The 25761-nt window shown below is 63.0% G+C and carries 17 protein-coding genes; 8 read left to right on the forward strand and 9 right to left on the reverse strand.

The annotated features are described in order from the left end of the window. The first annotated feature begins 2 nt into the window (after nucleotides 1–2). The gene (locus tag ASF30_RS13970) at nucleotides 3–1196 is read left to right on the forward strand and encodes an oligopeptide:H+ symporter (protein WP_082467816.1); all 1194 of its coding nucleotides are present in this window, start codon (nucleotides 3–5) and stop codon (nucleotides 1194–1196) included. 926 nt (nucleotides 1197–2122) lie between these two features. Here ASF30_RS13970 and ASF30_RS13975 read toward each other — a convergent pair. After that, nucleotides 2123–3106 carry an arabinan endo-1,5-alpha-L-arabinosidase gene (locus tag ASF30_RS13975; RefSeq protein ID WP_157497457.1) on the reverse strand — a complete coding sequence of 328 codons (984 nt, stop codon included), beginning with the start codon at nucleotides 3104–3106 and terminating at the stop codon, nucleotides 2123–2125. A gap of 328 nt (nucleotides 3107–3434) precedes the next feature. Here ASF30_RS13975 and ASF30_RS13980 point away from each other — a divergent pair, with 328 nt between their 5' ends. Further along, entirely contained in the window at nucleotides 3435–4505 is a 1071-nt protein-coding gene (locus tag ASF30_RS13980; RefSeq protein WP_055907737.1) for a LacI family DNA-binding transcriptional regulator, read from the forward strand. A gap of 81 nt (nucleotides 4506–4586) precedes the next feature. Here ASF30_RS13980 and ASF30_RS13985 read toward each other — a convergent pair whose 3' ends face one another. From ASF30_RS13985 to ASF30_RS14020, 8 genes are all read right to left on the reverse strand, one after another. Next, nucleotides 4587–6023, reverse strand: a complete 1437-nt coding sequence (locus ASF30_RS13985) for an L-fucose/L-arabinose isomerase family protein (RefSeq protein WP_055907740.1) — start codon at nucleotides 6021–6023, stop codon at nucleotides 4587–4589. Nucleotides 6024–6057: 34 nt separating this feature from the next. Beyond that, nucleotides 6058–7224, reverse strand: a complete 1167-nt coding sequence (gene rhaI / locus ASF30_RS13990) for an L-rhamnose isomerase (protein ID WP_055907743.1) — start codon at nucleotides 7222–7224, stop codon at nucleotides 6058–6060. Nucleotides 7225–7259: 35 nt separating this feature from the next. Further along, the gene (locus ASF30_RS13995) at nucleotides 7260–8531 is read right to left on the reverse strand and encodes an FAD-binding protein (protein ID WP_235480340.1); all 1272 of its coding nucleotides are present in this window, start codon (nucleotides 8529–8531) and stop codon (nucleotides 7260–7262) included. After that, nucleotides 8528–11146: an alpha-L-rhamnosidase gene (locus ASF30_RS14000; RefSeq protein ID WP_055907746.1), complete on the reverse strand. Its 2619-nt coding sequence runs from the start codon at nucleotides 11144–11146 to the stop codon at nucleotides 8528–8530. The genes ASF30_RS13995 and ASF30_RS14000 overlap by 4 nt, the downstream gene beginning before the upstream one ends. Then, a complete protein-coding gene (locus ASF30_RS14005) occupies nucleotides 11143–15129 on the reverse strand; it encodes a hypothetical protein (protein WP_055907749.1) in 3987 nt (1328 codons plus the stop codon). The genes ASF30_RS14000 and ASF30_RS14005 overlap by 4 nt, the downstream gene beginning before the upstream one ends. Before the next feature lie 37 nt (nucleotides 15130–15166). Beyond that, complete coding sequence (locus tag ASF30_RS14010; RefSeq protein WP_055907752.1) at nucleotides 15167–16057, reverse strand: carbohydrate ABC transporter permease; 891 nt, start codon at nucleotides 16055–16057, stop codon at nucleotides 15167–15169. A gap of 4 nt (nucleotides 16058–16061) precedes the next feature. Continuing rightward, nucleotides 16062–16946: a carbohydrate ABC transporter permease gene (locus ASF30_RS14015; protein WP_055907755.1), complete on the reverse strand. Its 885-nt coding sequence runs from the start codon at nucleotides 16944–16946 to the stop codon at nucleotides 16062–16064. Nucleotides 16947–17046: 100 nt separating this feature from the next. Then, complete coding sequence (locus ASF30_RS14020) at nucleotides 17047–18348, reverse strand: ABC transporter substrate-binding protein (protein ID WP_082467820.1); 1302 nt, start codon at nucleotides 18346–18348, stop codon at nucleotides 17047–17049. Between the two features lie 160 nt (nucleotides 18349–18508). Between ASF30_RS14020 and ASF30_RS14025 the strand changes: the two genes are divergently transcribed. The 6 genes from ASF30_RS14025 to ASF30_RS14050 all read left to right on the forward strand — a co-directional run bounded on the left by ASF30_RS14025 (nucleotide 18509) and on the right by ASF30_RS14050 (nucleotide 25760). After that, entirely contained in the window at nucleotides 18509–19540 is a 1032-nt protein-coding gene (locus ASF30_RS14025) for a LacI family DNA-binding transcriptional regulator (RefSeq protein WP_327063139.1), read from the forward strand. A 556-nt stretch (nucleotides 19541–20096) separates the two neighbouring features. Further along, on the forward strand, nucleotides 20097–21107 hold the full coding sequence (locus ASF30_RS14030; RefSeq protein ID WP_082467822.1) for a LacI family DNA-binding transcriptional regulator: 1011 nt from the start codon (nucleotides 20097–20099) through the stop codon (nucleotides 21105–21107). Between the two features lie 149 nt (nucleotides 21108–21256). Continuing rightward, entirely contained in the window at nucleotides 21257–22522 is a 1266-nt protein-coding gene (locus tag ASF30_RS14035; RefSeq protein ID WP_055907761.1) for an ABC transporter substrate-binding protein, read from the forward strand. A gap of 79 nt (nucleotides 22523–22601) precedes the next feature. Beyond that, nucleotides 22602–23555, forward strand: a complete 954-nt coding sequence (locus ASF30_RS14040; protein WP_055907766.1) for a carbohydrate ABC transporter permease — start codon at nucleotides 22602–22604, stop codon at nucleotides 23553–23555. Next, the gene (locus tag ASF30_RS14045; RefSeq protein ID WP_055907772.1) at nucleotides 23552–24424 is read left to right on the forward strand and encodes a carbohydrate ABC transporter permease; all 873 of its coding nucleotides are present in this window, start codon (nucleotides 23552–23554) and stop codon (nucleotides 24422–24424) included. The genes ASF30_RS14040 and ASF30_RS14045 overlap by 4 nt, the downstream gene beginning before the upstream one ends. 64 nt (nucleotides 24425–24488) lie before the next feature. Further along, complete coding sequence (locus ASF30_RS14050) at nucleotides 24489–25760, forward strand: family 1 glycosylhydrolase (protein WP_055907775.1); 1272 nt, start codon at nucleotides 24489–24491, stop codon at nucleotides 25758–25760. The last annotated feature ends 1 nt before the right edge of the window (nucleotide 25761 follow it).

Consider the following 25761-nt stretch of genomic DNA (forward strand, 5'->3'; position numbering starts at 1 on the left):
GTATGCATAGGCGTTCCACTGCTTCGGGTCGACTGGGTCGAGCAGCAAATCAACCAGGAGTAACCGGCTTGGTGATCGGACTCGTGTGCGTTGCGATCGGCAGCGCTTCGATGGGACTGAATTCTGGGGTTGTGGTCGGCCGCCTGCTGGAAGGGGATGAGCGCAAGCGCGATTCTGGTTTCACCCTCTACTACCTGGGGAGCACGCTAGGAATTCTCATCGGCGTGGCTGCTACCGGGCCGCTGCAGGCCGCGTTTGGATTCCACGTAGGCTTCGGATTCGCGGCCATCACTCTCATCATCGGATCGCTCGTCTACTGGCCGAACCGCCAGGCACCGCACCAGGCCGCTCCCGGACCAACCGACCCCATCTCACGCTCCGCCCTTACCCGGCTTGCGGCCATCGCGTTAATAGGCGCTGCCCTTCTCGCCGGTGTGCTCGTCGTCGGTATTCCACTGGGGCTGAATCCCGCAGCGGTGGTCGCCGGGATCGCGACTATCGCCGCCGGCGGCTACTTCATCCGAATCTTCGTGTCGGCAAAGGTTCAGCGCACTGAACGCGTTCGCGTCCGTCGGTACCTTCCCGCTTTTCTGGGCACATTGCTCTTTTGCCTTCTCTATCAGCAGCTGCTGACTACGATCGCAATCCATTCCGAGGCCGGAACAGACCGCCGCATCTTCGGGATCGAAGTGCCCGCATCCTCGCTTCTCACCGCGGCGCCGTTTTGCACCATCGTGCTTGGCTTCTACCTCGTGTACTTGTGGTCACGCCTCGGGACGCGCCAGCCTTCACCGGAGACCAAGTTCGCGATCGGTCTCGCGATAACGGGAATCGCGATCCTGGCGCTTGCTGTTTCAGCGGCCGTGAGCGCTTCGTCACCCCTGTGGCTAGTCGTGTTGATTGTCTTCGCGTTCGGCGCCACGGACGCCATCGTGTCACCCACTGGCATCTCCATGGCGACCGAGGTCGCGCCGACAGCATTCAAGGCTCAGATGCTCTCGCTTCACTATCTGAGCGCTGCAATCGGAACTTCTCTGGCCGGAGTGATCGCGCAGATCTACCTGCCAGGAAAGAACGACGCCTCATACTTCGGCGCGCTAGCAATCGTGACATTGGCCGCGGCCGCCGCCTTCCTCGCTTTGCGAATGTTGCAGCGCCACCGTGGCGTTCCCGCGCTGCTAGCTCCAGTCGGCTAAGGCGTATCGCCAAAGACGTGCGGTCGGTGAGCGTATCTGGCCGATAAGGTGCGAGGACTGTCTAGCTGTACTGCCCAGGGAGGTTGGCTAACCGGCTGTTGGGTGGTTTGCCTCCGATGGCCGGGGGCGTGGATTGTTTCATGGAGCCAGGCGGGCAACGCTTTGCGGCAGGCCGACTCGGAGGCGTAGAAGCGTCTGTAGGCCCACCGTTCGGCGAGAGCGCGATGGAAGCGTTCGATCTTCCCGTCAGTTTATAGACGGTTGGGGGCGGGTCTTCTTCACTGCGATGCTCAGCTCCCGGCAGGTGTCGAGCTTATTCGAGGTGAGTGCTGCTCCATCTGATTCAGAATGCCCGGGCCTACGACCATGTCGTCGTGGGTGCTCGGAGCTCAGAGTAGCGCCCTCTTCAACCCTTCGATGTCGCGATCGACGCGGTGGGTGGGGATGTGCCGGAGTGGATGTACGCCTCGGTCGCCCCCCCCGGGCGGACGCCTCATCGTGTTCCAGGAGCCTCCGGACCAAGTCATAGCTGTCAATCGCGGAATCGGCGCAGTCTTCCTCGTCGTGAGCTCGCAGCGAGAGACTCGCGAAACTCGCCACCCTGATCGCCGCCGGTCACGTCGACGTCGCAGTTGCACAGACGTTTCAGCTTTCTGAGGGGCAGGCTGGACACGAAAGCGGAGCCCTGCCCAAGCCGGAACCCGGTAGGACCGTCATTCTCGTTCCCTTGTCGAGTGTCCCGAGCCACAGCGCCGCTCGCTGCGGTCGGCGACAGCGCCTAGCCTTGGTTCGGCACCCTCGCGTCATCAATCTCACCCACCCGGCCACGATGACGGATCGTGGTCGCGGCCAGTAGAAGCCGGGGTGTATCACGCCACGGACGTAAGACACCCCGGCTTCGCTCAGACCGACACGGAGTCGAGCCGTCAGCTAAGCGGCGAACCCATGACCGGCCAGCCGTTGCTGAAGGTCACCTGACGGATGTCAAGAGTCTCGCGTCCCGACTGGTTCGCGTCGTAGTAGTGGTAGGCGAAGTACTTGAGCGCGCCGTCGTCGTAGGCGTCGCCTCCGCCTGCCGCAACTTTCGGGCTCGCTCCCGTCAGGACGGTGCTCCCGCCGCCGGCCGTCATCGCTGTGCCGTTCTTATCGACGTACGGGCCGGTGATCGAGGTGGATCGACCAACGACGGTGTAGTAGGTGCTGTTCACGCCGCTGCAGCAGCTGCCTTTGGAACCGAACAGGTAGTAGTAGCCGCCGTTGAGGATGATGGACGGATTCTCGATCCCTGAGGCGATCTTCCATAGGTTGTTGTTCGTGGTTGACAGCTTGCCTGTGGTGTTGTTCAGCACGTGCATGTAGGTCCCGCCCCATGAACCCCACGAAATGTACATGGTGTTGTTGGGCCCCCAGTCCACGTTCGGGTCGATCGGGTAGTTGACGTCCGTCACCATGCCCTGATCGGTCCACGGCCCTTCGATGTTGGTAGCCGTGGCGACACCGGTTGCTGCGACCTGGTTATTGCTCCAAATGGAAGCCGCGTAGTAGAGGTAGTACTTGTTATTGAAGTAGCGGATCTCCGGAGCCCAGATGTTCGGTGGATTCTGGCCGAGTCGGGTCACAATCCAGGCGGGAGTGCTACTCCACACGTTGCCCACTTTCGTCCACCCTGAAGCAGCTGTGCCTCCGCACGTCTTCCGGATCGTGATCGATCCGCTCGGATTCAGTGGATCATTTTCGAATCCTGTCGAGAAGCCGTAGTAACAGCTCCCTACTTTGATCACGCTTGGGTCATGCATTCGGATGTCGCCGGACAGAGCTGATGCTGGTGGTGCGATAGCGATACCCAGGACGGTGAGGATTGCGGTGACCATCGCCGCCAGGAACAACCTGCGACGCGACATCGTCCTCATGGACGATGCCGGCGATGCGAAGGCGTGCTTCATACGAGACTCCTTTGTCTGATTGTGGGCCAGCCTGGACGAATGCTCCCCCGGACTCGTCGGCCCGGTTCTCGGTGAACCTTGTGGATCTTCCCATTAATTGGAGCGCTCAAACAAGCTTTTCTTGGAGCGCTCAAAGGATCGGGATAGGCTGACGTGGGGTAGACGGCCGCCAGCGATCGTGAGGGTCGGCAACCGCACGGACTGGCGCTCGGTTTCCAAGCGGTCGCCCCCTCGAACGTCGCGGGGTATGTCATATAGTCGCTTCATTGAATCGCTCCATTTGTCCGGGGGAAACATGCGGGTCGTAAAGGCGGGACCGAAAGCGGGCCCGAACCCAAGCGTCGAAGACGTCGCTCGTTTGGCTGGCGTATCGCGCGGGACTGTATCTAACGTGCTGAACTATCCGGAGCGGGTAATTCCGTCAAAGGTTGAGCGGGTTCGAGCTGCGATTAATGAGCTGGGGTATGTGCGCAACGATGCAGCCCGGGCTCTGGCGGCGGGGCAGAGCGAAAGCATCGGGTTCGTTGTCGCCGACATCGAGAATTCGCTCTTCATCGACATGATCCATGGAGCTCAGGACCGCGCAAAGGATGCGGGTCGTTCCATGCTGTTGGGGAACGCAGAGTGTGACCTTGGTCAGCAGAACTCTTACCTGGACCTGTTCGATGAGACACGGGTCGCCGGGCTCCTGCTTGCCCCGATGGAAGACTCCTCGGACGGCGTGAAACGCATGCGTTCACATGGTCGGCAGATTGTGCTCCTGAATTATGACCCCAACGACGATAAGTGCTGCGCGGTACTCGTTGACAACGAGATGGTCGGCTATTTGGCTGCCGCGCACCTCATAGAACTCGGACGAACTCATCTGGCGTACGTCGCCGGTCACGACAGCTACCAACCGGTTCACGCACGCCGAGTGGGTATGAGGCGTGCCGTCGAAGAAGCCGGTCCCGCCGTGACGTTGACGGAAGTGGACACGGCGGGCCTTCTGGCCGCGGACGGTGCCGCCTACGCCGAGGATTACCTGGCTCTAGCTTCTGCAGACCGACCCGACGGCGTCGTCTGCGTGACGGACGACATCGCGCATGGGTTCATCACCGGACTCCTTGCCGGCAGCTCACTTCGCGTTCCTGAGGACGTGGCGGTGATCGGCTGCGAGAATAACAGGTCGGTCGTGAGCGGCCCGATCGCGTTGACCACGGTTGTTCCACCTGGCAGGGAGATGGGCGTGGCCGCCTCCGCATTGCTTTTCGAAGAGATCGAGAACGGCGACGATCACGTCCACCGAACCGAGGTGTTCGAACCCACTCTGGTTGGACGGGAAAGCACTATCGGACGGGATCTAGCTCTCGCCCAAGGCCGATAGCAGCACCCATTTCCCCGCCCGCCGCGGTACCGGGCGCGCCAACCGCTGGGCGCCCTCTCATGAAGAGGACGCCCGGCGGAGTTACACGAGACGGAACTCGATGCCGAGCAGTGACGCAGCAGCTTTGTAGTCGGCGGCCCGGTGACCGATGGACAGCGACCAGTGGTGGCCGATTCCCGTGGAACTCCAGTCGTCAACCCACTCCCCCGGGTCGCGGCCGAAATCGACCCGCGAGGTGGTGTTACCGATTTCGAGGAGCGGTCCGGGCACGACAGCACCTTCCGAAGCCACGAACGCCAGAGCTCCGTCCCGGTCCTGCCCTAATCCGAGCAGGGTAACCGGGCCGTGCTGGACATCAAACTCGACTGATACGCCCCAGCCGCGTTTGCCGTGGTAGACGCCGAGGCCTCGCAGAAGCGGCGCGCCGGCAGAGACTGCGAGGTGGGCTGGACCGTCGTGGCCCATCTCGACCACGTTGTCGTCGAAGTTGAGGGCTTGGATTTCGCAGAAGGAGCCCCCTGCACCGACGACTTGGGTGGCGAGTTGGGCGACGGTGGTTCGCAGTTCGTACTCTCCGGTGGCGGGGATACCTCGTGCGGTGAGTAGCGATGCGCCGAGGATCATTCCGGCGCCCAGGCGTTCATGTTGTTCGCCGTTTCGTCCGCGGTGGTAGTACGCCAACGAGTCCAGTTCGAATTCGTCGACAAGGCGGTCCAGCGCGACGGAAACTCGGGCACCCCAGGCGAAGTCTTCCTCTTTGACTGTTGCGTCGAGGGTGAAGATCTTACGCGCGAGGTCCATGCGTTCCGCGGTCTCTCGCTCGGAGACTTCGTCGACGAGCACTCGGAGGTCGTCGAACTCGAGTACTTCGACGTGAGATCCGAACGTTGTGGGCAGCAGAGTGAGGTCGGTGGATACGTCCAGCATGCCCGGATAGACGTGCCCCATCAGTCCGTGGCGGGCGTGGCGAAGGGCAGCACGCACGTGGGCAGCGTGTATCCACTGTTCGATGCGAGCCCAGGCGGTCTCCTGTCTCAACCAGCCGGAGACTGATCGGAACGGGATACCGGCACGGCGGAACACGTTGCCGACCTCTGGCACCGGGCACTGTCCGCAGTATGCGAGCCAGAGGCCGGTGTCGAAGCTGGCATGGTCCATCTTCTCGGTCGGCTGGAGGTCGATGACGAGGACGGGCGTGTTGGTTCGTTGGGCGATGGGAAGCACCATGGAGCTGGTCAGGTAGGTGGTGAGGAACATGACAATCAGGTCGCAGTCGGCGACCCGGAGTTTCTCGGCGGCGATGTCGCCCTCTTGTGCGTCGGAGATGAATCCCACGTCGATCACTTGCGCGTCCATGTCTTGGAACCGGTTGGATACGTAACTGGCAGATTCCTGGAGTTGCGGAAGTAGTCCGGGGAACTGGGGCCAGTATGTTCCCAGCCCGCCGGCAACCAGGCCCACTCGGGTCTGTCGGCGGAGCTTGGGCGAGAGAAGCTTGGCGATATCGGTGGTGCTCATTCTTCGTTCCTTTGTGTCAAGAGTGTGGGGAGGGTCAGGCGCCCCAGCTGAGCTGGGTTCCTCCGGCGCGGTCCTCGGCGATCCGCTGCTGGTAGCCGGATGCCGCGTAGGCGGCCATCGGGTCGCCCGCGAGGCCGCGGCTCTCACGCCAGGCGGCGAGGTCGGGACGTACATCCGTGTAGAAGGCGTCCATCAGGATGCCGTTGGCGCCGAGCACGTCGTGCGCCTCCTGGGCTGCCGTGAGGGCGGCGCTGTCGACGAGCAGCGCTCGGGCCGTCATCTCCTGCACGTTCAGTACTGAGCGGATCTGGCCCGGGATCTTGTCCTCGACGTTGTGGCACTGGTCGAGCATGAAGGCCACGGGGGAGTCGGGTCCGTAGCCGCCTCCGCGCACGACCTCGTAGATGATGCGGAACAGCTGGAACGGGTCGGCAGCGCCCACGATGAGGTCGTCGTCGGCGTAGAAGCGCGAGTTGAAGTCGAAGGAGCCGAGCTTGCCGAGGCGCAGCAGCTGCATGACGATGAACTCGATGTTGGTGCCGGGAGCGTGGTGGCCGGTGTCGAGGCACACCATCGCCTTGTCGCCGAGGGTCGCGACCTGGGCGTAGCTGGTACCCCAGTCGGGAACATCCGTGTGGTAGAAAGCCGGCTCGAAGAACTTGTACTCCAGCACCAGGCGGTGCTCGTCGCCGAGGCGGTCGTAGATCTGGCGCAGTGAGTCGTTCAGGCGGTCCTGGCGGCCGCGCAGGTCGCCCTGGCCCGGGTAGTTGGTGCCGTCGGCGAGCCAGATCTTGAGGTCCTGCGAGCCCGTCGAGTGCATGATGTCGATGCACTCGTAGTGGTGGTCGATGGCCTTCTGGCGGATGGCCGGGTCGACGTGCGTGAGGGAGCCGAACTTGTAGTCGTTGTCCTGGAAGGTGTTCGAGTTCACGGTGCCGAGCGCGACTCCGTGGTCCTCGGCGAAGGCGCGCAGCGCCGCGTAGTCGTCGACCTTGTCCCACGGGATGTGCAGCGCGACCTTCGGGGCGAGCGCCGTGAAGCGGTTTACCGTCGCGGCGTCCGCGATCTTCTCCTCGGGCGTGCGCGGGGTGCCGGGTGTCGTGAACACCTTGAAACGGGTGCCGGAGTTGCCGAACGCCCACGAGGGCAGCTCGATCGCCTGCTGCTCGAGCAGGGCGAGGGTGTCTGGGAAGAGGCTCACGAGTGGTTCCTTTCGGAGTGGCGTACGAGGTTTCGCTACCGCGGCCGGAGGACCCGGTCGAGGTGGTCGTTGGTGAACTTCCCGCCGGGGTCGGTGCGGGCTATGAGGTCCCACATGTCATCGATGCGTTCGTACAGCGGGATGAGAGAGCCGGCGGTCTGGTGGTGCAGTTTTCCCCAGTGGGTTCGCCCGCCGTACAGCACGAGAGCCTGTTCGATCTGTGGGAGGAGTTTCGCGACTGCGTCCGGGTGGTTATGCCAGGTGAAGTGGATGCCGAGGACGGGCTGCCGGTGGGCCGGGCTCAGCCAGAGCTCGTCTGCGGCTGTTGTGCGTAGTTCCGTGCCGACAAGGTGCGGTTTCATCTGGCCGCCCAGCGGCCGCAGCGCTTGGAGGGCGGCGGCTGCTATGTCCAGGTCGACGAAGTATTCGGTCTGGATTTCCGAGCCGACGCTGGGGGTGGCGTCCAGCCGGAAGTGAGGCAGTCGATGTGCCCACGGCCCGGCGATGCCGAATTCCGTCAGGTTGCTGTCGAGTGCATCAGTGAGGGGCGGGCTAGACGGATGGTCGAGTGTGGCGCCGAACAGATCGGGGGCCGGCATGACGTCCACGGAGTCCACCCGCTGTTTCACCCACACGTGGCTGTCCTCGGAAACCCAGTCGGTGAAGATGCTGACGCTGTACCCGGATGCGGTCACAGCAAGCAGGTTGGGGAGAAGTTCGTTCCAGTGCAGCCCACGGTAGACGTCTTGTCTAACCAGGTATGACGGTTCGATAGCCAGGGTGACTCGCACCAGCACACCAAGCGCTCCAAGAGCGATCACTGAGCCGCCGAAATCGGGGTCTCCCTTTCGAACGGTTCTGAGGTCTCCGTCCGGGCCGACGAAGGTGAGGGCTCGCACTGCTGTGGAGAGGTTCCCGTTGCGGTTGCCGGAGCCATGAGTTCCGGTTGAGATGGCTCCGCCGACGGAGATGTGTGGGAGTGAACCCATGTTGTGCAGAGCCCATCCCCGTTCTTCGAGGAAGTCTGCGAGAACCCCGTACCGGGTGCCGGCACCGACAGTGACGGTGCGGGCAGTCGGGTCGAGTTCGACGTCGGCAGGTATGGACGTGACCGTGACCAGCGTGCCGGTGGTGTCCGCGAGGTCATTGAACGAGTGCCGGGTACCGAGCGTTCGAATGCGATCTGCGTCAGCGACGAGACGCTGCACCTCTGGAATTGATTCTGCGTGCGCGATTCCAGCCGCTTGATACTGGTACGTTCCTGCCCAGTTGAGGCCGACAGCAGTCCTGAGCATGTCCGCGTTCATGCGGTCCTCGGCTGCACATGTGGGGTCGTGTTCCCGATCGGTGCCGTCAAATGATGGGTTCCTGAGTCAACGACCACCGGTTCCTGTCCGGGAAGTTCGGCTATTCCTGTGGCCCCTGTCGGGACGGTTAGATGGACGTGGAGGGTGCCGTCGATGATCTCCCATCCGATGCCGACTTCCCCGTAGGGGGAGAGATGGCGCGCATAGGCGAAGGTCAGCTGTCCACCGGGTTCTGGACGGAACCCAACCGTCCGGTATCCCGGCTCTAACGCTTCTAAACCTGCGACCCTGCGGTGCATCCAGTCGGCGACGGCTCCGAGGGCGTAGTGGTTGAACGACGTCATCCCGCCCGGGTTGATGCTCCCGTCCGGGAGCATGCTGTCCCACCGTTCCCAGATGGTGGTGCCTCCCATGACGACCGCGTATAGCCAGGACGGGCAGTTCTCCTGGAGCAGAAGCTTGAATGCGGCGTCGCGGTGGCCGGTACCGCTGAGAGCGTCCAGGATGACGTTGGTTCCGGCAAATCCGGTTGGGATGGTGTAGCCCGCCTCGGCAACCAATGCGGCGAGCCGATCGCCGGCGCGGGCGCGCAGTTCCGCCGGCAGCAGGTTGAACGTGATCGCCAATGCGTAGGCGGTGGGTGCGTCGCTGGTGAGGGTGCCGTCCTCGTTGACGTACTCGTCGATGAACGCTGCGTTGATCGTCTTGGCGAGGGTGCTGTAACGGTCAGCGTCGTGCGGGTTGTTCAGAAGTTCGGCCATACGACTGAGGTGGCGCGTCGACCATGCAGCGTAGGCAGTGGCGACCAGGTATCGGTCTGTGCGGGCATCGGCGGGGTCATCTGGGGGGGCTGCCGGATCGAGCCAGTCCCCCAGCTGCATCCCGGTGTTCCACAGGTGGTCGTCTCCGGACAGCTGTGCGACCAGGTCGACCCATCGCCGTGCGCTGTCGTACTGGCGGGCGAGCACGCCCTTATCGCCGAACCGTTCCCAGATGGTCCAGGGGGTGAGTACGGCCGCGTCCCCCCACACAGCACCGGGTTGGATGGGGGTCCAGTAGTCACCGCCGGGGATGACCGGCACATACCAGGGGACGGTGCCGTCGGCGAGCTGCTCGACGGTGAGGTCTTTCAGCCAGGAGCTCAGGAAGCCGGAGCAGTCGTAAAGGAATGACGCGGTAGGGGCGAAGACTTGGATGTCGCCGGTCCAGCCGAGCCGTTCGTCGCGTTGCGGGCAGTCGGTGGGCAGGTCGACGAAGTTGCCGCGCATGCTCCAGACGACGTTCTCGTGGAGACGGTTGAGCAGCGGGTTCGAACTGCCGAACCAGCCGGTGCGGCGCATGTCGTTGTGGTACACGTGTGCGACGACGTGATCGGCGATGTTGTCGCCGATCCAGCCTTGGACCTCCGCATATCGGAAGCCGTGCATGGTGAACCGGGGTTCCCATGTTTCGACTCCGGTTCCGGCGGTCGTGTATTCGTCGATGGACGCTGCCTCACGAAGCGGCCGGCGGTACAGCTGTCCGTCTTCTAGGACCTCGGCGTGCATCATCCGAATCCGGGTGCCAGGTGCCGCGTCGACCGTGAGCTGCAGGCGCCCCACGAGGTTCTGGCCGAAGTCGAGCAGGTACCTTCCGTTGTCGAGCTCGTTGACTGAGACGGCGTGGATCGTTTCTGTTCGGCGGACGGGGGGTCCGTCAAACCCGGTAAAGGTGGTGAGGTCGAACTCGACCACCCGAACCGGTTCCCAGCCGTCCGCGATGAACAATTCAGAGCCACCAGACCATCCGGGTCGGCTCCTCGTTGAGTCATACCGTTCGCCGTCATACAGGCTGCTGAACGTGATCGGACCCGGGCTCGCGAGCCAGTCGTCGCCTGTCCCGAACGTCTCGGTGCGGCCGTCGGTGAGGGTGACTTCCAGTTGCGCGAGAAGTCCGAGCCGGTCGCCGTAGATGTTGCGTGTTCCGCCGTCAAAGCCGAGCCGTCCCCGGTACCAGCCGTCCCCCATCCACGCACCCCACGCGTTAGGTCCGGACCGGACCAAGTCGGTGACGTCGATGGTTGCGACGCGAAGACGGTGCGGGTACACGGTCCAGCCGGGTAGCAGCGCCATGTCGCCGGCGCGGGACCCGTTGATTTCGACTTCAGCGAGGCCGTGAGCGGTGACGTAGAGGCGAGCCGAGCGCACGTCGCCGCCCACGTAAAAAGCTGCGCGGAGCAGGGGCGGCGGGTTGTCGATCGACGTGTCTTCGTCCCAGGGCGCGGCGATTCCGACCGCGGACCAGTCCGTCGGATCCAGCAGGCCAGCTTCGACGGTCGACGGGGCCGACCAGTCGCTTGGTTCGTCGTCGCTCCCCCAAACACGCACACGAACAGTGGCAACCGCTCGGGATGTCAGGGCGGCGGTCGGCCAGTCCACCAGCACCTGTGCGGACGAGTTGACACGCGAGGTCGACCAAGTAGCGCCGTCACGTTGGATCTCGATCTCATACGCGTTCTGCTGCCAAGCGGGCGGCGCATTCAGAGTCCAGCTCAGTCGCGGGTTGGTGTCGTAGACGCCGAAGGCTTCTGTGTGGTGCTCGAACGTGGGAGCGGACACCGTGACGGGCGAACTCATCCGACGGTGTCCTGGGTCACGACAAGGTTTACCGGGCCGAACAGTCCGGCCCGTTTTTGACCGGGGAAGACCCCCGGGGTGGGGGATGCAACATCGAGGTAGCCGGCGAGGGTGTTGTGGACCCGCACCTCCACAACACTGTTCGATCCGATCTGATCGGTGATGTCGACAACATAGGGTCCCCAGGCGAGCTGCCCAGCCGTTGCACCGTCGATCAGAACCTCAACCGAACCGCGCACCTGACCGAGGTCGAGCTGTACTCGCTCCCCCTCCCCCAGCGACACGTCGGGCAGGGTGGCACGGTAGCAGACCTCCCCCGCGAGGGCACCTAGACCCAACTCGGTCCAATCCTCCAGCGGTGCACTTGTTGCGGCAGTGGACGCGCGCAGCGGGTTGCTGAGCAGAGCTCCTCCTCGGCGTCCGTCCTGCGCGTCAAATCGGAGGGTGAGGACCGTTTGGAATTCTGCAGGTGCAGCCAACTCGATGCGACCGTCGCTCGCGATAACGGGGACGCCGTTCAGGAAAGCGGTGAACGTCTGGTCCGCCGGCACCTCAATGCTGGTCGTCCCAATCGGGAGGGTGCAGCGAAGCCATCGTGGGTCTGAAGCTGTGGGGTTCAGGTCGGGGATCACATTAGCGACGACGCCGTCTGGGTAGGGCGGCTTCTCCAACCACCCGGCCTGCGGCAACGGGTGAGGACGCGGGACGAGGGAGAGCAGCCGCGGGTCACCCCACTGGCGGGAGCGGCGCGCAAGCAGCGTTGGGACGGAATCGCGGGTTGCGGTCCATGCTCCCTGCCCAGTGAGAAGGTCCAAACCTCCGAAAGCGGCGGGCACCGAGTCGACAACAACAGCAACTTGGCGGTCGGAGTCGACGGAGCGCAGCTCGAGGATGTTGGTGCCGATCTGCAGATGGGGTGCCAGGTCGTACGGGTGGAAGCGGGCTTCCCGGTGACCGCCGTAGGGGTGGAAAGCGTTCTGCCTGCCGACTTCGGTCCCGTTGATGAAGATGGTGCAGGGCTGTTCGGCGCCCACCTGGATTCGCCCGTCCTTCGGCTGAGCATCCAGGTCGAAGGTGCGTGTCACCGAGACAACACTGGCCGTTACTGGCAGGTCGGTCGGAACGACCCATTCGGCGCGCTGATATGCGGCCAGATCGCCGACGACAGCGAAGTTCGCACGGACGGGCTCCCGCTCCATAGCAGTGAATCGGAACTCAACCCGGTGCCGCCCGGACGTGACGGGAACAGACGACCAGTAGCCTGCATCTTCTGCGGCCGGGTGACGAATGTCATCGATACGGATCTCCGCGCGGGCGTTTACTCCGACGACGAGTGTGTGGTTGTCGTCCGGCACGTCGATCCAAGTTCGCGCGGCGACGACGTCACCCGCTTCGACATCTTTCCAGGAGAGGAACTCTTCCGGCACGTAGCCTTTCGGCCCCAAGTTGTCGCGATGCATCACGTCGTCCCGGATACCTCGAGACAACGACCATTCCGCCTCCATCCACGCGTACTCAGGGATCGTTTCAGAGGACACCGGACCGGCGACCTCCCCGAAGGGACCGAACGTCGCCACCGCGGGGCGCCAGATGGTGTCGTTGTCGAGTGACTCGCCCACGGCGGTTTCGAAAGACCACACTTCGATGGGAAGGACGCCTTCACGGTCGCGGCTCGCGAAATCGCCCCACCGGTTATCGAGCGTCGAGGTGGGCTCAACCGTCCAGTCGGTCACGGCGATGCTTGACCCGGTCCGAGCTTGACGCGGAACCGCACGGTCGGCAGGGGGCAACTGGTCGCCGATGGCGAGCAACGTGACGCTGCCGTCACGGAAGTCCACGTCGATCGTGAGGGTGCCGTCGTCGTGGACGGTGACAGCGACGTCACTGCGTTCCCCTGTGGTCGGGTTCCATCGCTGAACGTGACGGGCCTGTGTCCCGTGCAGCGTTACCTGGCTGGTTCGCTCTCCGATCGGTCGGAAGTTGTAGCCGGTCTCGCGCAAACCTTCCCAGAAGGACGCCCAACCTACCTCGATCCAATCGAGATAGCCTTCGTCGCCCTTATAGATGGGTTGCTCGGTTCCGGTGCTGGCGTCGTGAGCGAACAGGGCGAGCAGGTAGCCGCCGGCGACCTCGCGGAGAAGGCTCGGTACGTCTGTTTGCACCCACGGGGTAGTGCGTCGCAGCTTGTCGACCACCTCACCGGCAGTGGCCACGGCGATGACGTGTCCAGCGTCGACGGCTGTACTGAATGCCTCCGCTCCGGGGCCCGTGCCGAGGAAGGCATCCGGAACTGTCTCGACCGCGACGAGAGTTCCTCCGGCGTCCACGAACCGCGCCAGCGTTTGAGCGGCTTCATCGTCGATCACGGTCATCGCGGGGAGGATCACGTTGCGGAACACAGCTGGGCCGATGTGCAGGCCAGCCTCATCTACACGAGCGTCCGCCAGCAGCACGTCGTTGACGATTTCGTACTCATACGCGGCCTCGTCGAGGATGCCGCGTCGCTCAGAGGACCACGCCGTCTCGCCGTTCAAAGAGTGGTACGTGCGAGTAGCTGCGGCGGCTGCGTTGGTGGGGCCGGTGAATGTGTACCCGGCCTGCACAGTCGTCGTGGGGAAGATGAGAGCGGTGTCGGCCACCAGGGTGCCGTGAGAGAGCGCTTCACTCAGGCGTGTGACCGCCCCAGAGAGGATGTGATACTCCGGCCAGTACGGCTGACGCCAGCATGTTGACGGCGGCGCCCACTCCCACCAACCTCCGGGGGTGCTGTAGTAGACGGCATGCGGGTCGTACAAAGTGGCACCGCGCTTCAGGAACGGCGCTAGCCAGTCGTAGGTTTCCTCGAGGGTGCCGCCCCACCCGGAAGAGTGGAACGCTTCGATCCACGTCCGGGTCCCGCCGGACAGGTGCGCCATGGAGCTGTGCACTTTGGGGTCGCCGAGATGATCGCTGCCGGGTGCAGAGAAGCCGCTGTGAGTTTGAACGTAATCGCCGTACACGGCAACAGATCCGACCGGGTCGCCTTCTCGGGCGGGGCTCTGCTGATCGAACCCGCATTGCAGCCCATTCTCGGCGAACCACCCGTTGAGTTGGTCGAAGAACCCCTCCCGGGATAGCCGCGTGCGGAGCCGCTCGTAACTGATTCGCACGACATCCGGATCGATCGCTGCATCAGCCGGGAGGGGATCACCCCACAACGCCGCGAGGGATGCGGTGACGTCATGGCCGTACTCTGCGCGGAACCGGTCGGCAAGGTCGGTACCCCAGGTGGGCATGCTGGGGAGCTCGTCTTGGAAGAATCCGACGATGACATTCCCGAACAGGTGTGAGGCCCGCCGTTTGAACTCGCCGTGGACAGTGTCCATCAGGGCGGCCACCGCTGCTGCATTGAAGTAGTCGAAGCCGTGCTCCTGGGCGTAGACGACGACGAGACGGTCGCCGTTTCCGGACCAGCTGGCGGTGTCGCCGTTTAGTGGTACGGCGACCGCAGAATCTCCGTCCGCGTTGACGGCGTATGCCGAGAGCGCATGGGCGTTCTGCGGGATTGTCAGGGTGAACGGGTCGTCGCTGTCCAGTACCTGCTCTGCGCGGCCGAGCTTCTGCCCTGCCCAACTTGGGTGCTGGGTGACGAGGCGTCCTTGGAAGTTCGCGCCGGAGAACCCGATCTGGTCGTAGGGCCAGAACCTGAACCCCAGTTCTCGGGCGTCCTCGCCAACGCCGAGAAACAACTCCCACCATTCTTCGCTCATGAATGGCGGGTCATCCGCTAGTGCGCCGTAGAGCGGGCCGGACGGGGCCAAATTCATGATCACTGCCTGCGCGACACCTTGGGAGAGCAGCTGTTCCATTTGCCAGCGCAGGCGGTCCCGGGTGACTTTGTCGCCGCTCCACCACCAGATGGGCACGGGGCCGTATTCGGCGTGCTGCGGTGTGCGGAACCGGTCCGCCATGTTCTGGATCCCGGTGGGGACGTTGTTCGCCACGTGTTTTCTCTCTGGTTCGAGGGTTTATCGGCGGGCGTTAGCCCTTGACGGAGCCGGCGGCGAGGCCGCGCATGATCCGCTGGTTGAGGAAGAGGTAGATGATCAGGATTCCGACGACGTTGACGCAGATCGCAGCCAGCAACGGACCGAACTCTGTCGCCCCGTATTGGCCGGAGAAGTTGAGCAAGCCGACTTGGATGGTGCCGAGGTCGCTCGAGTTCGTGAAGGTGATCGCGATGAGTAGGTCGTTCCAGATGAAGAAGAACTGGACCAGCGCCACGGTGAAGACGGCGTTCCGCACCATCGGGAACCCGATCAGGAAGAAGGAGCGGAGCATGCTGGCTCCGTCGAGAGTGGAGGCTTCGAACACCTCTCGAGGAACGGCGCGGAAGAAGGTCGCCATCATGAACACGGTCAGCGGTAGACCGGTAGCTGTGTAGGTGATGATCAACGGCCACAGCGTCCCGGTAAGTCCGAGCTGAAAGTACGCGTTGAACAGCGGCAGCAGGATCATCTGTCCGGGGATCATGATGCCTGCGAGGAACAGCAGCAGGATCCCGCCCCGTCCCCGGAACACGAGAACCTCGAGAGCGAATCCGGCGGCGGTTCCCAGGATGATGATCAATGCCAAGGACGGGACGGTCGCGATGATGCTGTTCAGGATGTTCTTGCCGATATTCGCGGTGACTAGCGCGTCGTAGTAGTTCTGCCATTCCAGGCTGGACGGAAGCGCCCAAGCGGGACTGTTGAGGAACTCGTCTTGCGTTTTGAACGAGCTGATGACCAGCCAGAACAGCGGATAGATCTCGACAATCAGCAGGATCGTGATCAGTCCGACGCTGAGGATTCGTTTGGTGAGTTTGGCTGGGTGGGCTCGGCGGATGCTGCTGCGGCTGACAGCGGGGACGATCGCGGTGGTTGTTGTCATGGTCCTAGCCCTTCGTGAGGTCGCGACGGGAGGAGCGGAAGATGAACACCGTGACCAGGAGGCAGATCAGCGTCAGCAGTAACGCGATGGTGCTGCCGTAGCCGTAGTCGCCGTAGCTGAATGCGGTCTGGAACATGTACAAGGTGAGCGGTGTCGTCGAGTTACCCGGTCCGCCGTTGGTGAGGGCAAGGACGGAGTCGAAAACTTTCAGCGTGCCGTTGATGGAGAAGATGATCGACGAGAGCAGAACAGGCAGGGACAGCGGGAGGATGATGTGGCGGATCAGTCGCCATCCGGATGCGCCGTCAAGGTTCGCTGATTCGACAATGTCGTCGGGTATGTCGAGCAAACCGGCGTAGAGGAGTACCGCGTAGAAACCCATCGATCGCCAGAGGTCCATGATGACGATCACCCAGAAGGCGGTGCCGGCGTCGTTGAACCAGCTGACTGGGTCACCGCCGAAGAATTCGACGACACTGTTCACGATGCCGCTCTGAGGAACGATCGCGAACAGGCGCTGGAACAACAGTCCGACCGCGACGGTAGGCAGCACCACGGGGAAGAAGACGAGGGTGCGGACAAGCGTGGATGATTTGCGGAGCACGAACAGGTAGAACAAGGACAGGCCGTAGCCGAGAGCAACCTGCAACACGGTGACGACGAGTGCGTACCGCAGGGTGAACAGCAATGCCGTCAGGACGTCCGGGTCCGAGAACAACCGAGTGATGTTGTCGAGGCCGTTGAACGTGAAGCCTGTCAGGGGGCTACCCGTGAAGAAGGTGTAACCGAGGGAATTCAGAACGGGGAGGAGCATCACCACTACGTAGACGAGAAGTGCTGGTCCGAGGAGGACGATCGCTGCTCTGCGGTCAGAGAAAACGGATTTCATGTGGGTGTTCCTTTGTGATGCGTGCGTGGCGGCAGAGGCCGCCTAGACCGAGCCCGCGGACGGCTGCATGGACACAGCCGCCCGCGGGAGCCTTGGTCTGTTACAGGTCGGCCTGCACCAGCTTCATGAACTCTTCAGCGGTGATCTTCCCATCGACCAGAGAGGCGATGTTGTTCCAGGAAGTCGTGCTGGCCTTCGAGCTGAAGTAGGTCTCAAACCAGACCACGCTCTGCGACGTCTCCTCGATCTTCTGCTGCACCAACGTGGTGAGGTCGTCTGTTTCGACCGGGGTGTTCACCTTGAAACCAGAGATCTGACCGCTCTCCTTCAGGGCCGCGGAACCGAAGTTCTCGGCGATGCACTTCACCCACGCTCCGACGTTCTTGTCGTAGCTCTTTTGAGACAGGGCGGTCGGGACACCAATGTTGGCGGGAAGCTGATCGATGGAGCCCTTGCCGCCTTCGACTTCGGGGTAGGCGAAGAAGCCGATGTTCTCGCTGCCGATCTTGTTGGCGGTTTCGTCGGCGAAGTTCGGAAGGGCCCAGCTGCCCATGTACATGATCCCGGCCTTCCCGGTCAGGAAGTCGGAGATGATTGTGTTGTAGTCGACGGCCTCCGGAGCCTTCCCGAGGTACCCGGCAGTGCCGAGGTCGGCGATCGCCTGAGCCGCCTTCACGTACTCGGGGTCAGTCAGCTTCGTCTTACCGTCGCGGATGTCTGCCATCGCGTCCGGGCCGAGCTCACGGAACAGGTATCCACTGATAAGCCGGGTCACTGGCCAACCCTGACCGCTTGCTCCGGTGGCGAACGGCTGCACTCCGGCATCGTTCAAGACCTTCGCTGCGTTCGTCAACTCGTCCCAGGTGGTGGGCACCTCAAGACCGTTGTCGGCGAAGATCTGCTTGTTGTACCAGAAGCCCTCGATGTTGAACTGGAACGGCAGCGCGTTGACGTTCCCGCCGTACAGGTTCTCAATCGTCGACCTGGCGGCTGGAAGCAAGTCATCGCTGACGCCCAGCTTGTCGAGCTCGGCCGCGACATCGACCAGCTGGCCGGCCTCGTCAAGCGCCTGGGTGACGGTGGGAGCGCCTCCGGCGGAGAACATCGTGGGAAGAGCGTCCTGCCCGGCAAGAAGCTGAACCTTCTGGTCAAGCTGAGCCTGGGCGATGCTCTGGTCGTCGTACGGCAAGGCTTTGTCTTCGGTGGTGCATTCGTTGCCCGCGAGTTCCTTGATGATCGCCGGCGTCGCGGGATCCTCCGTCACGTGCAGGTAGGTGAACTTCGTCGGAGCGGCCGACGATCCCCCGCCCGAACCGCACGCACTCAGCGCGAGAGTACTAACTGCCACCGCAGCGAGCACGGGGACGAGACGACGCGTGACGCGTCGGGTTGCTGTGGTCACAATTCCTCCTTGAATGCGACGCCTCTGATTGAGACGGTTCAACTTGAGCACCGTAACTGCATGCTTTCACGAAAGTCAACGATTTTTTGGAGCGCGCCAAAACTTTCTTTGCGCGCTCCAAAATCTGTGCGATGCTGACCCTGATCCGAGAGGGGCAACGGTGACCACGATCAGCACAATCAGCGTTCGCGATGTCGCAGCACGCTCCGGTGTTTCGATCGGCACAGTCTCGAACGCATTGAACCGACCCGAAAGGGTCGCGCCCGCGACGCTCAAACGCGTTCAGGCGGCGATCACCGAGCTGGGGTACGTGCCCAACGATGCTGCGCGTCAGCTGAGCCGGGGGCGAAGCACGACCCTCGGTCTTGTGGTTCTGAATGCTCGTAACCCGTTCTTCATGGACGTCGCCCGCGGCGCTGACGATGCAGCGGCGGCTGAAGGCCTCACCGTGACGATCGGCAATAGCGACGAGAGCACCGAACGCCAAGACCGTTATCTGGATCTGTTCGAGCTGCAACGGGTCCAAGGAGTCCTAATCTCGCCACTCGGGATGCTCGCCGACCGAATAGCGCGTCTGCGGTCGCTGGGGATTCCGTCAGTCGTGATCGGCGGTGGTACGGACGAAATCGGATGCAGTTCAGTGTCCGTCGACGATGTCGCCGGGGGACAGCTTGCAGCACGACATCTACTTGATGCCGGCCACCGCCGCATAGCGTTCGCTGGCGGGCCATACGAAATCCGTCAGGTTCGGGACCGCCTCTCCGGCGCCCAATCCGCGATTGCCGACTTCCCGGACGCGACACTGGAGTTGTTGAGCGTCCCACACCTCAGCGTCCTCGCCGGCCGAGAAGCCGGACAGGGGATCGCTCAGCGCGCACCCGAGGCAAGACCGCAAGCCATCTTCGCCGCTAACGACTTAGTAGCCCTGGGGTTGCTGCAGGCTTTCACGATGCAAGACGCGAACGTCAGAGTCCCGGAGGACATCGCGATCATCGGCTACGACGACATCGACTTTGCCAGCGCCGCCGTCGTCCCGCTCTCTTCCGTGCGCCAGCCAAGCCAGCTGATCGGCGAGACCGCCGTCCGGATTCTTCTCGATGAAGTTTCCGACCCTGACCTCGCACCCCGCCGCGTGATCTTTCAACCTGAGCTCGTGGTGCGCTCAAGCAGCAACGTCGAAGGGCGGTCGTGACGCCCAGCGCGATGGCCGGACCGATACCTAGTGTGAAAGTCCCTGATGAAGAGGCCGTAACGGAACGCCAATGGAAGTGGTGACGGGAACCAACGTCCCACGGCGGGTGGATACCGAGGCCTCGCGGAACGAGATCGTTCTGCGCCTGTCTGCAACACCGGCAGGGCGACACGACACGTCGATCCCGGTCTCCTTCGCCATGATGACTTTCAGAGCGGCTGCGTGACGCGATCCAGTCAGACTGTACGGACATCGACGATTCCGGCTCAATGAGCAACGCTGACGTTCCGGTCACCAGTCACCTCGGTGAGCCCGAACGTCGCACCGACGCTACTGCGACTCATTTGAGCGAATGGGGCCCCTGCAGATGCTGGTCGATGTACCTCCGCTTTGCATCAGGTCACCGGAGAGCCCAAGAGTGAACTCCCTGTCCTTGGGAAGCGGATCCGAAGGGCGACGACTGATCGATGCGTTATGGTCCTGTCGAGGGCTGAGCGCATGCCCACGATTCGCAAGGGGAGAAAGCATGACTCGGTTCGCTCGATCCTCCGCGACCATGCAGGACGTCGCCAATCTCGCCGGCGTATCCGCGAAGACGGTTTCGAACGTGCTGTCCGGTTACGAGCACGTCTCTCCGCAGATGCGGGAGCGAGTGTTGGCTGCCGTCGGGGAGCTGGGTTATGAGATCAACGTGTCCGCACGCAACCTTCGCGTCGGCCGGTCTCGCGTTATCGGTTTAGCACTTCCCGAGTTGAGCCAGGCGTACTTTGCAGAGCTCGCCGATTCCGTGATCCGGTTTGCGGGCGAACGTGGCTACGCAGTTTTGATTGAGCAGACCATTGCCGACGACGTCAGCGAGGTGAGCACGGCCGCGGCGATGCGCAAGCACTCGATCGATGGGCTCATCTACAGCCCGCTCTCGTTTGCCGCGGACGACGCAGCCCATCTCGACACTGAATTCCCTCTGGTGATTTTGGGCGACCCCGTTGAGGGGAGCATCGCCGACCACGTGACGATGGCAAATGTGGCGGCAATGCGGGGTGCGACCGAACACCTTCTGAGTCTCGGACGGACACGAATCGCTTCAATCGGTGCGAATCCGGAAGGGCCTGTGGGCACCGGCGCATCGCGGCTCCAGGGGTATGTGGAGGCGTTGCGCAACCACGGGCTCGAGCCGGACCCGGCCCTCATTGTTTCCGCGTCGGTATGGCACCGAACGTACGGAGTCGAGGCGGTCGAGCGACTTATCGCGTCTGGTGCCGAGTTTGACGCCATCGTGTGTTTCAACGACGCATTGGCTCTCGGGGCTATGCATGCGCTTCAGAGGTCGGGGCGTCGAATTCCCCAAGACGTGAGCGTGGTGGGTTTCGATGACATCGAGGACAGTGCATACGCGACACCATCACTGACCACCGTCTCGCCTCGCCGTGACGACATCGCCAGAACCGCCCTCGACCTGCTGATCGATCAGATCGAAGGCGATGAGCGGCGCGAAAGCCCTCACATCGTCGAGGTCGGATTCACACTGGTGGTGCGTGAGTCATCTGCTGGCGTTCTGGTCGTCTGACTGTCCAGCACCCCAACCGACATAACGATTCGGTCGCAAGGTTTACATCGATGAAAATCCGGGTTATGTTTACATCGATGTAAACGCACCACGCAGTTATCACTCCAGCGCACTCGAACGATGACGTCGAGGCAGATAGCAGGTATTCAATGAAGAAGCTGATCGGAGCCGTCGCAGCTGCCGCCGTTATGGCAGCTGGGCTCACCGGATGCGCCGCCCCCACGGGGGCCGACTCCGACGGGAAGGTCTCGTTGACCTTCTGGCACGGATACACCGAAGCAGACGGCGGGGTGCTCGACAAAATCGTCAAGGACTTCAACGCGTCTCAGGACGACATCACCATCAAGAGCCAGACGAAGACCTGGGCCGTCATCGACGACACTCTGCTGCCGGCACTGTCGTCGAAGAATGGTCCGGACCTGGTCGCGATGACCTCCGACCGTCTCCCCGTCTACGCGACCAAGAAGGCGCTCGTCAACCTTGACGACTTCTACGCCGACCCGAAGAGCAACACCGACGCCCTGAAGCCCGAAGCCGTCGACATGGAGACCGTCAACGGCGTCAAATTCGGCGTACCCAGCGGCTTTGTGCCTCTCTCCGTGATCTACAACAAGAAGCTCTTCGCTGACGCCGGCGTCTCCACTTTCCCCACCACGTGGGAGGAATGGGTCGACGTCTCGAAGAAGTTGACCGTCGACGCTAACGGGGATGGAACGCCCGAACAGTACGGCCTGGTCCTCCCCGACCACGCCACGGTGGGCAACGGCATCTGGCCGAGCCTGTTCGCCGGCGGCGGAGGTTCCGTGACGAGCAAGGACGGCACCAAAGCGACGATCGACTCCCCTGAGAACGTGGAAACGCTGACGTACTGGGCTGACGCGATCCGGAACGACAAGATCTCCCCGGCAGGCGTCGACGGTATTGGCTCCGACGAGCTCTTCACTGCTGGCAAAGCTGCGATGGAGATCGGTGGCCCGTGGATGGCCGGCGTCGCCACCTCTTCAGGGATCGACTACGGACTGGCTGCCATCCCGGCCGGTCCGGAAGCGCAGGCATCCACCGCGATCGGAATCTCCCTCGCGGTCACCGATCAAGGCGACGACGCCAAGCAGAAGGCGGCACAGAAGTTCCTCGCCTACTTCAACGACAAGGCGACCGCCACCGCATGGTCTCTCGGGTCCGGATGGCCGCCACTCCGCACCGACGTGTCGGCCGACGATGTGAGCGCCAACGCGACCGTCGCCAGCCTCACCGAAATCGCGCCTGGAACCCTGCCGCTGCTTCCCGGGGTTGTGAACAGCGCGGACGTCCTCACCGCCATGGATACGGCAACCCAGAAAGCAGTCGCGGGTGAAGACCCTGCAACTCTGTTGAAGGAAGCCCAGGCGAGCATCGAAGAAGCACTGTCGAAGTAGATCCTCAAGGACTCGACCGCCCCATCGATCAGCCGTGCGGGGGCTCCACAGTGGAGCCCCCGCACGCTACGGAGACCGCATGACCACCCAGAACCTCCCGCGCCGTCGCGCCTACACGCCGCCCAGACAGCTCGGCGGCCGCACGCCCCTGAACGGCTCCTTCAGCCGCCGGGCCGCTGTCGTCGGATTCCTCGCCCCGGCCCTCATCGTCCTCGCCGTATTCGTTGGCTGGCCGATGATCTCGGCGCTGCAGCTCTCGTTTACTGACGCGAGCGGCTTCGGCGACACCTCCTACGTGGGTCTCGACAACTACGTGCGCGTCTTCACCGACACGAACACCGTCCGAGCAATGGGCAACACCGCCCTGTACGCCGTCCTGTTCACCCCGGTCGCCATCGTCGTCGCGCTCGTCCTCGCGCTCATCGTCAACAGCCCGCGGCTTCCCTTTGCCGGGTTCTTCCGGTCCACACTCTTCCTCCCGTTCATCGTCTCCCTCGCCGTTGCCGCCTTCGCGTGGTCCTATCTGCTCGACCCGCAGATCGGCCTCCTCAACTACTGGCTCCAAGGCCTCGGCATCCGCATCGGGAACGTGCTGCAAGATCCCACCCTGGCCATGCCCACAGTTGTGCTCGTCGCAGTCTGGAAGAGCTTCGGCTTCTACATGGTGATCTTCCTCGCCGGGCTGCAGGAAATCCCGACCAGCATCTACGAAGCCGCCCAGCTCGACGGCGCCACCGGATGGAAACGCTTCACCAACATCACATTCCCGCTGCTCAGCAACACGATGGCCTTCGTCGTCATCGTCGCACTCATCGCCGCGCTGCAAGCGTTCGACCAGATCTATGTGCTGACCGGCGGCGGCCCCTACCAGAGCACCGAAACCATTGTGATGCAGATCTACCAGTCCGGCTTCAAGGACCTCGACCTCGGCTTCGCCTCCGCCCTGTCCTACGTCCTACTGATCGTGACCCTGCTGCTCAGCCTCGTGCAGTTCCTGTTCTTCGGAAAGCGCGGGGAGGACACCGCATCATGACCGCCATCACCACCAGCCGAGCCCTGACTCGATCACGCACCACGACACCACGGCCCGACCTCGGTCGCTGGTTGTTCTTCGCGGCATTCTTGGTCGTGACAGCCGCGATCATGCTTCCAGTGATCATCATCGCGCTAACCGCTTTCAAACCAGCATCCGAAGTCAACGCCTACCCGCCCACCCTGCTCCCGCAGCAGTGGACGCTCGACAACTTCCAAGCGATCTTCTCCGAGCTGCCGTTCGGAAGGCTGATCCTCAACAGTTTCGTCTTCGCCGGCGGCGTCACGATCGCCGCTCTGATCTTCGACTCCATGGCCGCCTACGCCCTCGCCCGCCTCGACTTCCGCGGCTCGAAAGTGTTGCTCATCGTCATCATCGCCACCCTGATGATCCCGTTTCAGGCGACCCTGATCCCCATTTACCAACTGGTCGCCCAGCTGGGCTGGGTGAACACCTTCTGGGGACTCATCATCCCCAGAGCGGCAGACGCGTTCGGAATCTTCTTCCTCCGACAGTTCTTCCTCTCTCTCCCCCGGGATCTCGACAATGCTGCCCGCATCGACGGAGCCTCGGAATGGAGAGTGTTCCGCAGTGTGGTCCTCCCCAACGCCGTCCCTGCCCTGCTGACGCTCGGTGTGTTCACCTTCGTGAACAACTGGAACGACCTTCTCTGGCCGCTCGTCTTCACCACCGACCAAGACATGGGAACCATCACCTCCGGGCTCACACTGCTGACCGGACCCGGCGGCATCATCCCGCAAGGCGTGATGATGGCCGGCGCGCTCATCGCCGTCCTGCCGCTGCTCGTGATCTTCCTCTTCGTACAACGCCGGTTCATCGAGAGCGTCGCAAGCACAGGCCTCAAGTGACGCTCCGTTCTGCCGTGACGCATCCGGCTACTCCCCTTCCGCTTCACAACGAGACGAGCACGCAATGAAATGGTTCGAGACCGGACAGCTGAACTTCGCGCTCGGCATCGAGGACACCTTCGTCCCGCAAAGCCGCAGCGGCGAACGCGCGATCGACGAATATGAGCTCACCCAGCACTACGAGAAAGTACACGGCGACCTTGGCCTGGTAAAGGAGGTCGGCGCCGACCTTCTGCGCTGGGGAGTGCCGTGGTACCGGGTCGCGCCTGCGCCCGGAAAATGGGACTGGTCCTGGGTGGACCAGGCGATGGACCGCTTCCGCGAACTTGAACTTCGCCCGATCATCGACCTACTCCACTACGGAACCCCGCTCTGGCTGGACGACCAATTCGCCAATCCCGATTACCCGCAGCACATCGCCGAGCTCGCCCATCGGATGGCTGAACGCTACGGAGACGTCGCAACCGACTACACGCCCGTCAACGAACCGATCATCCATTCACTGTTCTCCGGCGAATACGCCTACTGGCCCCCCTACTACGACGGTCCCACCGGATTCGCGACAATCGCAGCATCCATCGCACACGGCATGGTCCTCAGCCAACAGGCGATCGCACACGAGCTCGGCGACCGCGCCACATTCGTACACGTCGATGCAGGGATGAGATTCGCCGGCGACGTCGACGCCCCGGAGCATCGAGACACCGTAGCGCGGCTGCGCCATCAGACATTCTTGGTCGAAGACCTCGTCACCGGAAACGTCGGCGAGGGTCACCCACTGCTCGCCCAGCTCCACCAAGGCGGCATCACCGACAACCAATTGGACTGGTTCGTCAGAAATGCCGTGCAGCCCGACGTCATGGGAGTCAACTACTACCCACTGCACTCGACTGAGGTCTTCGAGGCCGGTGTCCACCACACCGGAGGATTCGCCGACCCGAGGCCCGCATTCGACGCCGGATCCGACGGCCTGCGAGACGTGCTCACAACCTACGCAGAACGCTACGGCGCCCCGGTCATGCTCACTGAAACGTGTGTGACCGGGACGGTGGAAGCCCGGATCGCATGGATGGACCAATCCGTGGCGACGCTGCACGACTTGCGTGCGCAGGACGTCCCCGTCGTCGGTTTCACCTGGTGGCCCCTCTTCGACATGTACGAGTGGACCTACCGACACAGCACCAACCCGAAAGCTCATCACCTCCTCACGATGGGTCTGTACGACCTCGTCGAGAGTCACACCGGCCAGCTCGACCGCAGACGGAACCCGGTCGCGGACCGGTTCCAGCACCACGCAACAGCCCCATCGCCCGTGACCGCCTCCGCCGGAAAGTAGA

It is taken from the genome of Leifsonia sp. Leaf264 (assembly GCF_001422325.1).
GTDB lineage: Bacteria > Actinomycetota > Actinomycetes > Actinomycetales > Microbacteriaceae > Orlajensenia.